The sequence below is a fragment of the Caldalkalibacillus thermarum genome (assembly GCF_014644735.1).
Lineage (GTDB): Bacteria > Bacillota > Bacilli > Caldalkalibacillales > Caldalkalibacillaceae > Caldalkalibacillus > Caldalkalibacillus thermarum.
The window spans coordinates 22,623-36,608 of record NZ_BMKZ01000019.1 but is presented as its reverse complement, the minus strand read 5'-3'; the positions used below and the strand labels follow the sequence as shown (position 1 = coordinate 36,608).

Annotated in this window: 18 protein-coding genes; 17 read left to right on the top strand and 1 reads right to left on the bottom strand. The window is 51.5% G+C overall.

The features are described from left to right. Positions 1 to 10: 10 nt before the first annotated feature. From upp to IEW48_RS09100, 14 genes are all read left to right on the top strand, one after another. Complete coding sequence (gene upp / locus IEW48_RS09165) at positions 11 to 640, top strand: uracil phosphoribosyltransferase (protein ID WP_188623550.1); 630 nt, start codon at positions 11 to 13, stop codon at positions 638 to 640. Positions 641 to 733: 93 nt separating this feature from the next. Then, positions 734 to 1,891 carry a non-hydrolyzing UDP-N-acetylglucosamine 2-epimerase gene (wecB, locus tag IEW48_RS09160; protein ID WP_188623549.1) on the top strand — a complete coding sequence of 386 codons (1,158 nt, stop codon included), beginning with the start codon at positions 734 to 736 and terminating at the stop codon, positions 1,889 to 1,891. A gap of 168 nt (positions 1,892 to 2,059) precedes the next feature. Next, positions 2,060 to 3,241, top strand: a complete 1,182-nt coding sequence (locus IEW48_RS09155) for an acetyl-CoA C-acetyltransferase (protein WP_188623548.1) — start codon at positions 2,060 to 2,062, stop codon at positions 3,239 to 3,241. A gap of 70 nt (positions 3,242 to 3,311) precedes the next feature. Continuing rightward, entirely contained in the window at positions 3,312 to 3,665 is a 354-nt protein-coding gene (locus IEW48_RS09150; RefSeq protein ID WP_188623547.1) for a thioredoxin family protein, read from the top strand. A gap of 192 nt (positions 3,666 to 3,857) precedes the next feature. Beyond that, positions 3,858 to 4,067, top strand: coding sequence for an AtpZ/AtpI family protein (locus IEW48_RS09145; protein ID WP_188623546.1), 210 nt, complete (start codon positions 3,858 to 3,860; stop codon positions 4,065 to 4,067). 14 nt (positions 4,068 to 4,081) lie between these two features. Beyond that, on the top strand, positions 4,082 to 4,459 hold the full coding sequence (locus IEW48_RS09140; RefSeq protein WP_188623545.1) for an ATP synthase subunit I: 378 nt from the start codon (positions 4,082 to 4,084) through the stop codon (positions 4,457 to 4,459). Between the two features lie 20 nt (positions 4,460 to 4,479). Continuing rightward, the gene (atpB, locus tag IEW48_RS09135) at positions 4,480 to 5,199 is read left to right on the top strand and encodes a F0F1 ATP synthase subunit A (RefSeq protein ID WP_188623544.1); all 720 of its coding nucleotides are present in this window, start codon (positions 4,480 to 4,482) and stop codon (positions 5,197 to 5,199) included. 160 nt (positions 5,200 to 5,359) lie between these two features. Then, positions 5,360 to 5,572 carry a F0F1 ATP synthase subunit C gene (atpE, locus tag IEW48_RS09130; protein ID WP_188623543.1) on the top strand — a complete coding sequence of 71 codons (213 nt, stop codon included), beginning with the start codon at positions 5,360 to 5,362 and terminating at the stop codon, positions 5,570 to 5,572. A gap of 163 nt (positions 5,573 to 5,735) precedes the next feature. Next, the gene (gene atpF, locus IEW48_RS09125; protein ID WP_007506146.1) at positions 5,736 to 6,242 is read left to right on the top strand and encodes a F0F1 ATP synthase subunit B; all 507 of its coding nucleotides are present in this window, start codon (positions 5,736 to 5,738) and stop codon (positions 6,240 to 6,242) included. Next, entirely contained in the window at positions 6,230 to 6,769 is a 540-nt protein-coding gene (locus IEW48_RS09120; RefSeq protein WP_188623542.1) for a F0F1 ATP synthase subunit delta, read from the top strand. The genes atpF and IEW48_RS09120 overlap by 13 nt, the downstream gene beginning before the upstream one ends. An 18-nt stretch (positions 6,770 to 6,787) precedes the next feature. Beyond that, complete coding sequence (atpA, locus tag IEW48_RS09115) at positions 6,788 to 8,296, top strand: F0F1 ATP synthase subunit alpha (protein WP_042686057.1); 1,509 nt, start codon at positions 6,788 to 6,790, stop codon at positions 8,294 to 8,296. A gap of 39 nt (positions 8,297 to 8,335) precedes the next feature. Beyond that, a complete protein-coding gene (gene atpG / locus IEW48_RS09110) occupies positions 8,336 to 9,196 on the top strand; it encodes an ATP synthase F1 subunit gamma (protein WP_188623541.1) in 861 nt (286 codons plus the stop codon). A 22-nt stretch (positions 9,197 to 9,218) separates the two neighbouring features. Further along, positions 9,219 to 10,607: a F0F1 ATP synthase subunit beta gene (gene atpD, locus IEW48_RS09105; protein WP_007506142.1), complete on the top strand. Its 1,389-nt coding sequence runs from the start codon at positions 9,219 to 9,221 to the stop codon at positions 10,605 to 10,607. Between the two features lie 26 nt (positions 10,608 to 10,633). Then, positions 10,634 to 11,041 carry a F0F1 ATP synthase subunit epsilon gene (locus IEW48_RS09100; RefSeq protein WP_188623540.1) on the top strand — a complete coding sequence of 136 codons (408 nt, stop codon included), beginning with the start codon at positions 10,634 to 10,636 and terminating at the stop codon, positions 11,039 to 11,041. 69 nt (positions 11,042 to 11,110) lie between these two features. Here the strand turns inward: IEW48_RS09100 and IEW48_RS09095 are convergent, their stop codons facing one another. Continuing rightward, complete coding sequence (locus tag IEW48_RS09095) at positions 11,111 to 11,731, bottom strand: RraA family protein (protein WP_188623539.1); 621 nt, start codon at positions 11,729 to 11,731, stop codon at positions 11,111 to 11,113. A gap of 417 nt (positions 11,732 to 12,148) precedes the next feature. Between IEW48_RS09095 and IEW48_RS09090 the strand changes: the two genes are divergently transcribed. From IEW48_RS09090 to IEW48_RS17425, 3 genes are read left to right on the top strand one after another with little or no spacing between them, the layout of a single operon-like run. Continuing rightward, entirely contained in the window at positions 12,149 to 12,523 is a 375-nt protein-coding gene (locus IEW48_RS09090; protein ID WP_188623538.1) for an NADH-quinone oxidoreductase subunit A, read from the top strand. After that, on the top strand, positions 12,514 to 13,035 hold the full coding sequence (locus IEW48_RS09085) for a NuoB/complex I 20 kDa subunit family protein (protein WP_188623537.1): 522 nt from the start codon (positions 12,514 to 12,516) through the stop codon (positions 13,033 to 13,035). The genes IEW48_RS09090 and IEW48_RS09085 overlap by 10 nt, the downstream gene beginning before the upstream one ends. After that, positions 13,032 to 13,880, top strand: coding sequence for an NADH-quinone oxidoreductase subunit C (locus IEW48_RS17425; RefSeq protein WP_188623536.1), 849 nt, complete (start codon positions 13,032 to 13,034; stop codon positions 13,878 to 13,880). The genes IEW48_RS09085 and IEW48_RS17425 overlap by 4 nt, the downstream gene beginning before the upstream one ends. Positions 13,881 to 13,986 lie beyond the last annotated feature (106 nt).

Below are 13,986 nucleotides of genomic sequence, written 5' to 3'. Positions count from 1 at the left end.
GGGAGTTGCCATGAGCAAAGTTTACGTTTTCGACCACCCATTGATTCAGCATAAATTAACCTATATCCGTAGCAAGGAAACGGGAACCAAGGAGTTCCGCGAATTAGTGGATGAAGTGGCCGCATTAATGGCTTATGAAATCACCAGAGATTTGCCTTTACAGGAAGTGGAAGTAGAAACGCCTCTGGCCAAGTGCAAGTCATATCTTTTAGCAGGCAAGAAAATCGGTCTGGTGCCTATTTTGCGTGCGGGACTGGGTATGGTGGACGGCATTTTGAAGCTCATTCCGGCGGCCAAAGTGGGACATATCGGCTTGTACCGGGATCCCGACACGCTGGAGCCTGTGGAGTATTACGTGAAGCTGCCCAGCGACATTGAGGAGCGCGATTTTATCGTGATTGACCCCATGCTGGCCACGGGAGGCTCAGCCGTGGCGGCCATCCACTCGCTGAAAAAACGGGGGGCGTCCAATATCAAACTGATGTGCCTGATCGCTGCCCCGGAGGGCATTGAACGGATGCAGAGGGAACATCCAGACGTGGATATCTATGTTGCCAGCGTGGATGAGAAACTGAATGAAAAAGGGTATATCATTCCCGGCCTGGGTGATGCCGGCGACCGGCTGTTTGGCACCAAATAAGGAGATGTGTTGGCCGGTGACGGCGCCGGTCAACCTTCCCCCCAGGTGTTGTTCCGGTTAAATAGTGTTCAACAGTATAAGGAGAGAATCGGTATGGGTAAAATCAAGGTAATGTCCATTTTTGGGACACGCCCTGAAGCAATCAAAATGGCACCGCTCGTCCACGAACTCAACAAACATGAGCAAGAGATTGAATCCCTCGTGACCGTGACGGCCCAGCATCGGGAAATGCTGGATCAGGTGTTGCGCCTGTTTAATATTGCTCCAGACTATGACCTCAATATCATGCAGGCCCGCCAAACCTTGACCCAGGTGACGGTCAGGGCATTGGAAGGACTGGAAGCCGTTATTCAAGAGGCTAAGCCTGACATGATTCTGGTCCACGGGGATACGACCACCACCTTTGTGGCCAGCCTGGCTGCTTTTTATCATCAGGTGGCCGTGGGGCACGTCGAAGCCGGCTTGAGGACCTACCGGAAGGACTCCCCTTACCCCGAAGAAATGAACCGTCAACTGACAGGGGTGCTGGCCGATTTGCACTTTGCCCCGACCCAGCGGGCGGCAGAACACTTGTTGCAGGAACACAAGCCTGCCGAGGCGATTTATATCACCGGTAATACAGCCATTGACGCCTTAAAAACGACGGTGCGGGACAATTACACCCACCCGATCTTGGAGCAGCTGGAGGGCTCCCGGATGGTGCTCATGACCGCCCACCGGAGGGAAAATCTGGGTGACCCCATGCGCCGCATCTTCAGAGCGGTCCGGAGACTGGTGGAGGATCATCCAGATATTCAGGTGGTTTATCCGGTCCATCTCAACCCTGCGGTGCGGGAGCCAGCCGCTGAGATCTTGGGCGGGCACCAGCGCATTCACCTCATTGAGCCCCTTGATGTCTTAGATTTTCACAATTTTGCATCCCGCGCCCATTTGATCCTGACCGACTCCGGCGGCATTCAGGAAGAAGCACCGTCCCTTGGCGTTCCAGTGCTCGTTCTCCGTGACACCACTGAACGGCCGGAAGGGGTTCAGGCCGGCACGCTCAAACTGGCCGGCACCCAAGAAGAGGATGTTTACCAGCTGGCCCATCAATTATTAACCGACGACCGGTTGTATGAACAAATGGCCAAGGCGTCCAATCCTTACGGGGATGGGCAGGCATCAAGGCGGATCGTGGAGGCCATTCTCCATTATTTCGGCCGCCGGGCGGAGCGTCCGGCCCCTTTTCAGGGTCTTCCTGTGACCAGCTAGTGACTGAACCCAAACACGCCTTGATGTAATCCTGCAGGCAGAATACGATACAAGGCAAATGCCATACACAAGGCAACATAAGGGCCCACTTCCTGTTCACAGGCAGGAATGGAGCCCTTTTTTACGAATAATAATGATTGAAAGCGCTAAAAAGGAGGGTCTCCCAGGATGAGAGAAGTCGTGATTGTCAGTGCTGCGCGGACAGCGATCGGCAATTTTGGAGGTACTTTAAGCCAGGTGCCGGCCACCACATTGGGAGCGGTGGTGATTAAAGAAGTCTTGAAGCGGGCCGGTGTTGAAGCTGGACAGGTGGATGAAGTGATTATGGGCAATGTTTTGCAAGCCGGACTGGGCCAAGGGCCGGCCAGACAAGCAGCGGTCCAAGCCGGGCTTCCCCACCAAGTCCCGTCGATGACCATCAACAAATTATGCGGCTCCGGATTGAAAGCGGTTCACTTGGCTGCCCAGGCCATTCAAGTGGGAGAGGCGGATATCGTCGTGGCCGGAGGCATGGAAAATATGAGCATGGCTCCCTACCTGTTGCCCAAAGCACGCCAAGGTTACCGCATGGGGGATCAAGAGGTTGTGGACAGCATGTTGCGGGACGGACTGGTCTGTGCCATGAACAACTACCACATGGGCATTACGGCTGAAAACCTGGCCGAAAAATACGGCATCAGCCGGGAGGAACAGGATCAATTTGCCGCTTTAAGCCAGCAAAAAGCCGAACGCGCCCTGGCCGAGGGCCGGTTTAAAGAAGAGATTGTGCCTGTGGAGGTGCCGCAGAAGAAAGGGGAACCGCTTTTGTTTGACACCGACGAGTTTCCCAGAAAGGGTGTGACGGCCGAGTCACTGGCCAAACTGCGCCCAGCCTTTAAGCAAGATGGTACGGTGACGGCAGGCAATGCGTCAGGCATCAATGACGGCGCTGCGGCGGTGCTGGTCATGTCAGGCGACAAAGCGGCGGAATTGGGACTTGAGCCTCTGGCTGTGATCCGGGCTAACGGGCATGCCGGCGTCGATCCAGCCATCATGGGCATCGGTCCTGTCCCTGCCACGCAGAAGGCCTTGGCCAAGCTGGGCCTGTCCCTGGAAGACATAGATTTAATTGAGGCCAATGAAGCGTTCGCCGCCCAGTCTCTTGCTGTGGGCAAAGAACTGGGCTGGAACCCGGATATTGTTAATGTGAATGGCGGCGCCATTGCGCTGGGTCATCCCATCGGAGCCAGCGGCGCCCGCATCCTGGTCACGCTCTTGTATGAAATGAAGCGCAGAAAGGCCAAACGGGGCTTGGCCACGTTGTGCATAGGAGGCGGCCAAGGGGTGGCCACCATTGTGGAGCGGCCGTAACATTGCGGCCGGAAGCGTACACGGGAAAACCCACACAGGTCCGCAAAATTTAGTAACAGGAGGTTAGGACATGCAAACCATCACAAGCGTCGAAGCCTATGATCAAGCCATCAAAGACGGGGTCACGGTGATGCTGTTTAGCGCAGAATGGTGCCCGGACTGCCGCTTTATTGAGCCGTTTATGCCTGAAGTGGAAGAAGCCTTCAAACCCTATCTGACCATGTACAAAGTGGATCGGGACCAGCTGCTTGAATTGTGCCAGGAACTGAATGTATTCGGCATCCCCAGTTTTATCGCTTACCGGAAGGGGAAGGAAATTATGCGTTTCGTCAGCAAGGAGCGCAAAACCCGGGAACAGATTGAAACTTTTCTCAACCGGGTGGTGCAGGTGTCCCAAGCTTTGGAGCAGTACAGCCAAGATTAATCATGCCTGTTTTGCCCTGTCTGGTTGTGCCTGGATAATTTTATAATTTTGGTAAGTTAAAATGATGCCCCTTACATTGACAAAAATAAGTCAATATTATACGATATAACAGGTATTAGTTCGTTGTCCCATATTTTGTGCTGTAAACGATTGAATAGTTCAACATATCTGCCCAAAAAAGGGGGCTTCTGAGTGGTGGCTTCCAAACCCCCGTGGCAAGCCTTGTCTGTTGTCAGCTTAATCGGCATAGATCTGGCTGCGTGTACGGTTATCGGCTATTGGTTAGGGCGTCAAGCTGACCAGTGGCTGGGCACGGAACCATTGGGACTCATTATTGGCGTTTTAGCGGGACTGGGAGCCGGCATTTTAAGTATTATTCCCGTGGTTAAAAAGTTTCTGTAAAAGTGGAGTGCACCATGCTGGAAAATTTGACAGGACGTATCACGCGTTTAACCCGCTTTTTCTTTTTTACCCTGGCCGTCATAGTCCTGGGCTGGGGATTTGGCGGCGCCCCTCCTTTCTTGGCTGGAATGGCATTGGGACTCGGCATCGGTTATATCGGTGTCGTGCACCTGGCCAAGCGTGTTCATCGTTTTGGACAAGCTGTGGCACAAGGTGACAGACTGCCCAGTTTGGGGACCTTTACCCGGCTGGCATTGGTTGCGCTTGCTACCGTGACGGTTATGACCTACCCCCAGCATTTCGAATACACCGGCCTGGTGTTGGGCCTGGTTCTGCCGACAGTATTCGCCATAGGCGATGCTATATATACTCAACTGAAACAAGGGAAGTAGGGGAAAGGGGTGAATACTGGTTGAAATATAAAGATCCGACATTTACCTTTTTAGGCCTGGAGTTTAGTTTGACGGTTGTCCTCATGGTGACCATCACTGCCGCGTTAACCTTTGCCATTGCTTATGCAGGTGCCCGGCAGGCCCAGACAGGCAAACCGTCAGGCATGCAAAACTTTATGGAATGGATGGTGGAATTTATCCGCGGTCTTATGGCCAGCACCATGCATGTTCACCAGCGTAACAACCAGTTGGTGATGCTGGCTTTGGCGTTTATCATGTTTATTTTCATTGGTAACTTCCTCAGCATACCGTTCAAGATCACCACAACCAATGATTACATTCTATGGAAAGCGCCAACTTCCGACCCGCATGTCACTTTGACACTGGCGACCGCGGTCATTGTTCTGTCCAATATATTGGGCATCCGCATGCTAGGATTTAAAGATTACTTCTTCCATTATTTTAAGCCACAGGCTTGGCAATTTCCGCTACATATAATTGAAGAGTTCACCAAGACATTAACCCTAGGCTTGCGACTGTTTGGTAATATTTTTGCCAAAGAAACATTGGCCGGGATGCTGGCCGGAGCAGGAGTGGCCAGTGTGGTCGCCGTCGTTATCTTTGCTTTGCCAATGATTGTGTGGCAAGCTTTCGGTATCTTCATGGGTGGGATTCAGGCCTTCGTTTTTACCATCTTAATGCTGGTGTATATTGCACAGAAAGTGGAGCCTGATCATTAAACGGATGCCGTGTGGCCAGAGTGTACAGTTTATCTTTTTCTGTCTGTCTTTCCAAATATGGGAGTGTGTACAGTTGTGTGACCTCATCTCAACTTTCTTTTGAGGTTGACTATATATTTGCTTGCATCAAGTTGTCGATTATGTGAAAGGAGGAATTATAATGGGAGTCTTAGCTGCAGCCATTGCTGTGGGTTTAGCCGCTCTCGGCGCCAGCTTTGGTGTATCCAACATTGTAAGCCGTACGATTGAAGGGATTGCACGTCAGCCTGAATCACGTGGTGTGCTGCAAACCACAATGTTCATTGGTATCGGTCTGGTTGAGGCAATTCCGATATTCGCGGTTGTGATTGCCTTCATTGCCTTAGGACAATAACTCAAAAGAAAATGGAAGCATGGCGAGGCCAGTGAACGGCCTTCGCCTTTCCTTTGCACCTTGATGTGCACCTAAGGCTTACGCCCGCACTCCAACTTGGCGCAAGCCAAGTTTTCTTTTTAGGGTAAAAGGTATGGTAATAGATGTGAAGGGAGTGAACAAGATGTTGGAGTTGGGTTCCGTCCGCTGGGGCGATATGCTGTTTTCTTTGCTCATGTTCATCATTCTTTTTCTTTTGCTCCGCAAATACGCTTTTGGCCCGTTGATGAATGTTATGGAAAAACGGGCCAATCAAATTGAAAAAGATTTGGAAGAGGCCAAGCGCAACCGGGCCGAAGCGGAAAAGTTGCTGGCCGAACAACGCGCCAACCTGGAGCAAGCGAAAAAAGATGCCAAAACCATATTGGAAAATGCACGTAACACCAGCGAGAAACAGGCTGAGGAGATCATCCGTGCAGCCAAAGCTGAAGTGGATCAGTATAAAAGTGTGGCCCGCAAGGAAATTGAGCGTGAGAAAGAAAAAGCGGTTGAGGCTTTGCGAAAGGAAATGGGACAGCTTTCGGTTCTTTTAGCCAGTAAAGTGATTGAAAAGGAACTGGATCCAAAGCAACAGCAGCAATTGATTGATGATTTCCTGAAAGAGGTAGGGACCAAAAAATGGGTGCAGTAGCCAAACGGTATGCCAAAGCTTTGTTTGAAGTGGCCAAAGAGCGGGAGGAACTGGATAAAATTGAGCAAGATTTGCAATATACAGATCAGGTGCTCCGGGAAAATCCAGACCTGGTCAGGTTCCTCACCCATCCATTGGTGAAAAAGGAAACCAAGAAAGAGCTTATCGGCACGGTGTTTGCGGACCAGCTGTCCCCAACCACCCTCTCCCTGTTGCGGTTGTTGGTGGACCGTGAACGTGAAAATGAACTGAGCGCGATTGCCACCTATTTTGTCAGACTGGCCAATGAAGTGCGAGGTCTGGTTGATGTGGTGGTGACTACAGCTACCCCTCTGTTACCGGAAAAGCAGGAGGTCTTGCGCCAACAATTAGCCCGCATGACAGGCAAAAAAGTCCGTTTGCATTTTGTTGTGGACAAGGGTGTGCTGGGCGGTATCACCGTCAAAATCGGGGATCTAATCTACGATGGAACTGTCCGCGGCAAACTCTCCCGCTTTGAACGTTTAATCGCAACAACCAAAAGCTAGAGGATTGGGGTGAACGAGATGAGCATCAGACCTGAAGAAATCAGTGCGCTAATCAAAAAGCAGATTGAGAACTATGAAGCAGATCTTGAAGTGGTGGAAGTGGGCACCGTTATCCAGGTTGGTGACGGCATTGCCCGCGTGCATGGCCTGGAAAAGGTTATGGCCGGGGAACTTTTAGAATTTGAGAACGGGGTCATGGGGATGGCCCAAAACTTGGAAGAAGACAACGTGGGTGTCGTCATTCTCGGGCCTTACACGGAAATCCGGGAAGGCACGCAAGTGAAGCGTACAGGACGCATTATGGAGGTGCCTGTAGGCGAAGCCTTGCTTGGCCGCGTAGTCAATCCCCTTGGTCAGCCCCTTGACGGACGTGGCCCGATTGAAACGGCCGAGTACCGTCCCATTGAATCACCTGCACCCGGCGTCATGGATCGTAAATCAGTCCATGAGCCGCTCCAAACCGGGATTAAAGCCATTGACTCCATGATTCCGATTGGGCGCGGTCAGCGTGAACTGATCATCGGTGACCGCCAGACCGGTAAAACCACCATTGCCATTGACACCATCATTAATCAAAAGGGACAAGACGTCATTTGTATTTACGTTGCCATCGGCCAGAAGCAATCCACAGTCGCCGGTGTCGTGGAAACACTGCGCCAGCACGACGCACTGGATTACACTATTGTGGTGACAGCCTCTGCTTCTGAACCCGCACCGCTGCTTTATCTGGCGCCTTATGCGGGATGCGCCATGGGCGAATACTTTATGTATAAAGGCAAGCATGCCCTTGTGGTTTACGATGACTTGTCCAAGCAGGCGGCAGCATACCGTGAGCTGTCCTTGCTGTTAAGACGTCCGCCTGGACGGGAAGCTTACCCTGGCGATGTATTCTATTTACACTCCCGCCTTTTAGAGCGTGCCGCTAAACTGAGCGATGAAAAAGGCGGCGGTTCTTTGACAGCCCTGCCCTTTATCGAAACCCAGGCTGGCGACGTCTCTGCCTACATCCCAACCAACGTGATCTCTATTACGGACGGGCAAATCTTCCTGGAGTCCGATCTGTTCTACTCCGGTGTGCGTCCGGCTGTTAACGTCGGTATCTCTGTTTCCCGTGTAGGAGGTGCCGCCCAAATTAAAGCGATGAAAAAAGTGGCCGGTACCTTGCGTTTGGACCTGGCCCAGTACCGTGAACTGCAAGCTTTTGCCCAGTTTGGCTCAGACCTGGACAAAGCCACCCAGGCCAAATTAAACCGTGGTGAGCGCACCGTCGAAATCCTTAAGCAAGATGAACACAAACCGATGCCGGTTGAAGAACAAGTGATCAGCATCTATGCGGTGACCAACGGATTTATGGACGACATTCCGGTGGAGGATGTACGCCGTTTTGAAGAAGAACTGTTAAGCTTTATGCGGGCGAATAAAGATTCCTTGCTCGACCATATCCGCCAGACAGGCGAACTGCCGGACACCAAAGAACTGGATGCAGCGATTGAGGAATTTAAGAAAGGCTTTACCCCGTCTGCCTAAGCCCCTTGTTAATCAGAGGAAAAAGGTGGTGAATGCGTCATGCAAGGAATGAGAGAGATTAAACGGCGTATCCGCTCGGTTAAAAATACACGCCAAATCACCAAAGCGATGAAGATGGTGGCTGCAGCCAAACTGCGCCGTGCGCAGGAAACGGCTGAGAATGCCCGTCCCTACGCGGATAAAATTAAAGAAGTGATCTCCAGCATTGCTGCAGGCACCAAAGATTTTAGCCATCCCATGCTGGAAGCCCGTCCGGTGAAGAAGACGGGCTACATGGTGATCACCTCAGACCGGGGATTGGCTGGACCGTATAACGCCAATATTTTACGCCTGGTGTCCAAAACGATCGAGGAGCGCCATCAGTCCAAAGACGAGTATGTGATCTTTGCCGTTGGACGCAAAGGGCGGGATTTCTTTAAGAAGCGGGGCTATCCGGTTGTGGAAGAGGTGACGGGCATTTCGGACACCCCGTCTTTGGTAGAGATTCAGGACATAGCCCAGAGCGCCATTAGCATGTTCGCCGATGAAACATTTGACAAGCTGACCATCTTTTATAATGAATTTGTCAGCCCGATCGTGCAGCGCCCCGTGGAGAAGCAACTGCTTCCCCTGACCTCTGAAGAGGTGCTCAATGGGCCGGTCAGTGTCTATGAATACGAACCGGACAGTGAATCGGTCTTGGAAGTGTTGCTGCCCAAGTATGCAGAAACGCTGATTTACAGCGCCCTTTTAGATGCCAAAGCAAGTGAGTTTGGCGCACGGATGACCGCGATGGGCAATGCAACCGACAACGCCTCGGAAATGATTGAAACCTTGACCCTGCAATTTAACCGTGCCCGCCAGGCTGCCATTACGCAAGAGATCGCCGAAATTGTCGCAGGAGCCAATGCTTTAAGATAGGTAAAGCGAGGAGGGAAAACGCGTGAATAAAGGACGTATCATCCAGGTTATGGGTCCTGTTGTTGACATCCAATTTGAAAGTGGACAACTGCCCGATATTTACAATGCGATTACCATCGAGCGGCCGCAAGGTGGCACTTTAACCGTTGAAGCTGCCGTCCATCTTGGAGATAACGTTGTCCGTTGCGTGGCCATGGCTTCCACGGATGGACTGGTTCGGGGATTGGAAGCGGTAGATACCGGTGCCCCCATTTCTGTGCCGGTCGGCAAAGCCACCTTGGGGCGTGTGTTTAACGTGCTGGGTGAACCGATTGATGAGCAAGGAGAGGTCAATGCAGAGGAGAGACACCCGATCCACCGTCCTGCTCCAGAATTTGAAGAGCTCTCCACGGCCGATGAAATTTTGGAAACAGGGATTAAAGTGATTGACCTTTTGGCTCCATATGCCAAAGGGGGTAAGATCGGCCTGTTCGGCGGTGCGGGTGTCGGCAAAACGGTTTTGATCCAAGAGCTGATCAACAACGTGGCCCAAGAGCACGGCGGCTTGTCCGTATTCGCCGGTGTCGGTGAGCGTACCCGTGAGGGTAACGACCTGTATCACGAGATGAAAGACAGCGGCGTTATCTCCAAAACATCCATGGTGTTCGGCCAGATGAACGAGCCGCCGGGAGCCCGTCTGCGCGTGGCTTTGACCGGCTTGACCATGGCTGAGTATTTCCGTGACAGAGAAGGCCAGGATGTTTTGCTCTTTATTGATAACATTTTCCGCTTTACCCAGGCCGGTTCAGAGGTATCTGCCTTGCTGGGACGCATGCCCTCTGCGGTAGGTTACCAGCCCACGCTGGCCACTGAGATGGGTCAATTGCAAGAGCGGATCACATCCACCAAGAAAGGGTCCATCACTTCCATCCAGGCCATCTATGTTCCGGCTGACGACTATACAGACCCTGCTCCGGCCACCACGTTTGCGCACCTGGACGCTACAACCAACCTGGAGCGTAAACTGGCCGAGATGGGGATCTATCCTGCTGTGGATCCGCTGGCTTCCACATCCCGGATTCTCTCTCCTGCCGTCGTAGGAGAGGAACATTACCGGGTAGCTCGCGGTGTACAACAAGTGTTGCAGCGCTATAACGATTTGCAAGACATTATTGCCATCTTAGGTATGGATGAATTAAGCGACGAGGACAAGCTGATCGTCGCCCGTGCCCGCAAAATCCAGCGTTTCCTCTCTCAACCGTTCCACGTGGCCGAACAGTTTACCGGCATGCCCGGTAAATATGTACCGGTAAAGGAAACGGTCCGCGGGTTTAAAGAGATCCTGGAAGGTAAACATGACAATTTGCCTGAAGAGGCCTTCTACATGGTGGGTACCATTGACGAAGCGGTTGAGAAAGCAAAGAAACTGTAATGCCCTGGGATAGGGGAGGATAAACAATGGCAACTGTTCAAGTTGATATCGTCACACCTGAACGGAAAGTGTTTCAAGGAGAGGCGGATATCGTCATTGCCCGCGGTGTGGAGGGTGAACTGGGGGTTATGGCTGGCCATATCCCCCTTGTGACTCCGCTCAAAACGGCACCTGTCCGCATTAAGCAAGGGGATAAAGAAACGCTGATTGCCGTAAGCGGCGGGTTTTTGGAAGTGCGTCCCGATAAGGTTAACATCTTGGCCGATACAGCCGAATTGCCGGAAGAAATCGATGTCGAGCGCGCAAAAAAGGCAAAGGCGCGCCATGAAACCATTTTGAAGCGTCTGGACAAGTCAGATAAAGATTACCTGCGGCACAAGCGTGCCCTGGAACGGGCCGAAGTTCGCCTGCAGGTGGCAAACAGCAAATCATGACCCGGTTCTCAAACGCCCAGAAGGCATAAAAAAACCTCCTTGTCCATCAAAGGGCAAGGAGGTTTTTTTCTAGCTGCCCAAAGCTTTATCCAAATAGGCGATGGCTGCTTCACGGCTGGCCAGGACCTTGGCTTCCCGCTCCAAATCTTTTTGCACCTTTTCCTGGGCTTTGGCCAACACGGCTTCCGCCTTTTCCTGGGGAATAACCACTACTCCATCGGCATCTCCCACAATAAGATCCCCCGGGTGAACAACAGCCCCCGCGCAGGAGATGGGCACATTCACTTCGCCGCTGCCTGCTTTATCGCTTGCCGCTACCGTTATGCCCCGGCAAAATACCGGCAGGTCCACTGCCTTGATGCCCTGCACATCGCGTACCGCACCGTCGATGACCAGTCCTGCAATACCCAGTACTTTGGCCAGCTCCACCATAAAATCGCCGCAAATGGCATTATACGTATAACCGCGGGCATCAATGACCAGGACATCTCCTTCTTCTGCTTCCCGCATGGCTTGCAGCAACATTTTGTTGTCAGCCGCCCTCAATTTGACAGTGCAGGCTTTGCCGGCCACTTTCCATTCTTCTTTCAAAGGCTTGATGGCCTGATCAAGATGACAGAGACCGCCCAACGCATCTGAAATGGCCGTTGTTGGCAGGTTTTTCAGTTTCTCAATAACATCGATCATCATGCCCCACTCCCCTGTTCCATTTCCTTAAGTTTAACTGGTCAGTCTTACCAGGTTCTCAGACTCTGCAGGTAATTGTAGATATAGAAATTATACAAAACTGGGAGTATTTTGACCAATCATATGCCAGGTGCTATAAAATGTGAAAAGAAATGCTTCGGAAGCCCATTACCTGAAAGCCTCCCGTTGGGCCACAGTTCTGTGGGTTCCAAAACAGCTGCGGGCCACAGGATTTTTTGCAGAGTACTTTGTTAGACAGTATTTAGTACATCTGATATAATGTTAGGTAGGATTAAGCTCTATGTTTCTAGCGATTTGTCGCAAATACCAAATCCATATGTTCAAAATGTTCAAAGATTAGCGCGCTGGATAAAGGGGTTTTGCCTTGTTTCCACCGAACGATGGGGGGAAAAGAAGTTCATGGATTTTTTTAATGTGTACCAGAACAACTATCTTGTGGTGACCGCTTTTATCTTGATTGGTATACTTTTACCAGTGATAGCGCTTACAGTAGGCCGCCTGCTCAGGCCGCACAATCCGTATGAGGCGAAGCGCATCACTTATGAAAGCGGTAATGACCCGGTTGGCGACAGCTGGGTGCGTTTTAATGTGCGCTATTATGTCATCGCCTTGCTCTTTGTTTTGTTCGATGTGGAAGCGGTATTTATTATTCCATGGGCTGTGGCTTATGAGAAGCTGGGCTTTTTTGCTTTGATTGAAATGCTGATCTTTGTCATCTTCTTGTTGCTGGGATTAGTTTATGCTTGGAAGAAGAAGGTGTTAAAATGGATCTGAAACTGGAAAATATTACACCGGAGGAAGAAGCAGAGCTTAAGCGCAATGTGTTTTTAACCACTTTAGATCAGATCAAAGCCTGGGCCCGCAGCAACTCCATGTGGCCCTTAACCTTTGGCCTGGCTTGTTGCGCCATTGAAATGATGGGCACAGGGGCCTCCCATTACGATTTGGACCGTTACGGATCAGGTGTTTTCCGTCCCTCGCCGCGTCATGCAGACGTGATGATTGTCGCTGGCACAGTAACCAAGAAAATGGCACCTGTTCTGCGCCGTTTGTATGACCAGATGCCAGATCCTAAATGGGTCATTGCGATGGGGGTCTGTGCCACGGCGGGCGGGCCCTATGTCAAGTCCTACTCCGTGGTCAAGGGTGTGGATCAAATTGTGCCGGTTGATGTCTATATTCCCGGTTGCCCGCCCAACCCGGCGGCATTGATTTACGGCATTAACAAGCTGCAGGAAAAAATCCGTTATGAAGCCAAAACCGGAAAGCGGGTGACCAACCGATGAGCGACGAACAAAAGAAGCCCACCCCTGAGGAAAAACGCCTGGCAGCTGAACAAACGGGACAGGAAAAAAATGACCAGCCTATGGATGAAGAAGCGCTGAGAAAGGCCAAGGCTGCTGCGGCAGCCAAGGCCAAGGCAGCGGCTAAAGCTAAAGCGGCAGCAGCGGCTAAAGCTAAAGCAGCGGCAGCGGCCAAAGCGAAAGCGGCGGCAGCTGCTAAGGCTAAGCGGGAAGCGGCTGGCGGGGATGATGACGAGGCCAAGGCCAAAGCGAAGGCGGCGGCCATAGCCAAGGCTAAAGCCGCAGCGGCAGCACGGAAAAAAATGGCCTTGGAAGGCAAAGAAGAAGCGGCTAAGCCTAAAGAGCCGTCCAAGAACCAGCCGCTGTTAGACAAATATGTCAAAGTGATCAAGGATCATTTTGGGGAAGACGTGATTGAAGAGGCGTATATCAATGAACTGGCCAAAGAGGTTCCGACGCTGGTGATCAAAAAAGAGCGCTGGTTTGAAGTGGCGCAGTTCATGAAGGAGAATGAACAGCTGGCCTTTGACTACATGTCTCACCTGGCCGGGATTGACCACGAGACCCATATGGAAGTCTATTATCATTTTTATTCCTACAAGGAAAACCAGTCTGTGGCCGTAAGGGTCAAGACGGACCGGGACGAAGCCCGTGTTCCGTCCATTACGCCTATCTGGGCAGGAGCCAACTGGCCTGAACGGGAAGCCTATGATCTTTTGGGCATTCACTTTGAGGGCCATCCCAACTTGAAACGGATTTTGCTCACCGACGATTGGGTGGGCCATCCGCTGCGCAAAGATTATGTGCCATATGATGAAGAGATTTAGGATGAAGAGACTTAAACAATGAACTGGTCCGATCAGCACATGTTACGAGGGTTATAAGAGATTATGAGGTTATAAGAGATTTTACGAGTCATGAGGAGTTGTCGAG

Excerpts from the sequence above, each read along its gene's own strand:
- upp (WP_188623550.1), top strand. The coding sequence starts at position 11 with ATGAGCAAAGTTTACGTTTTCGACCACCCATTGATTCAGCATAAATTA.
- wecB (WP_188623549.1), top strand. The coding sequence starts at position 734 with ATGGGTAAAATCAAGGTAATGTCCATTTTTGGGACACGCCCTGAAGCA.
- IEW48_RS09155 (WP_188623548.1), top strand. The coding sequence starts at position 2,060 with ATGAGAGAAGTCGTGATTGTCAGTGCTGCGCGGACAGCGATCGGCAAT.
- IEW48_RS09150 (WP_188623547.1), top strand. The coding sequence starts at position 3,312 with ATGCAAACCATCACAAGCGTCGAAGCCTATGATCAAGCCATCAAAGAC.
- IEW48_RS09140 (WP_188623545.1), top strand. The coding sequence starts at position 4,082 with ATGCTGGAAAATTTGACAGGACGTATCACGCGTTTAACCCGCTTTTTC.
- atpE (WP_188623543.1), top strand. The coding sequence starts at position 5,360 with ATGGGAGTCTTAGCTGCAGCCATTGCTGTGGGTTTAGCCGCTCTCGGC.
- atpF (WP_007506146.1), top strand. The coding sequence starts at position 5,736 with ATGTTGGAGTTGGGTTCCGTCCGCTGGGGCGATATGCTGTTTTCTTTG.
- IEW48_RS09120 (WP_188623542.1), top strand. The coding sequence starts at position 6,230 with ATGGGTGCAGTAGCCAAACGGTATGCCAAAGCTTTGTTTGAAGTGGCC.
- atpA (WP_042686057.1), top strand. The coding sequence starts at position 6,788 with ATGAGCATCAGACCTGAAGAAATCAGTGCGCTAATCAAAAAGCAGATT.
- atpG (WP_188623541.1), top strand. The coding sequence starts at position 8,336 with ATGCAAGGAATGAGAGAGATTAAACGGCGTATCCGCTCGGTTAAAAAT.
- IEW48_RS09100 (WP_188623540.1), top strand. The coding sequence starts at position 10,634 with ATGGCAACTGTTCAAGTTGATATCGTCACACCTGAACGGAAAGTGTTT.
- IEW48_RS09095 (WP_188623539.1), bottom strand. The coding sequence starts at position 11,731 with ATGATGATCGATGTTATTGAGAAACTGAAAAACCTGCCAACAACGGCC.
- IEW48_RS09090 (WP_188623538.1), top strand. The coding sequence starts at position 12,149 with ATGGATTTTTTTAATGTGTACCAGAACAACTATCTTGTGGTGACCGCT.
- IEW48_RS09085 (WP_188623537.1), top strand. The coding sequence starts at position 12,514 with ATGGATCTGAAACTGGAAAATATTACACCGGAGGAAGAAGCAGAGCTT.
- IEW48_RS17425 (WP_188623536.1), top strand. The coding sequence starts at position 13,032 with ATGAGCGACGAACAAAAGAAGCCCACCCCTGAGGAAAAACGCCTGGCA.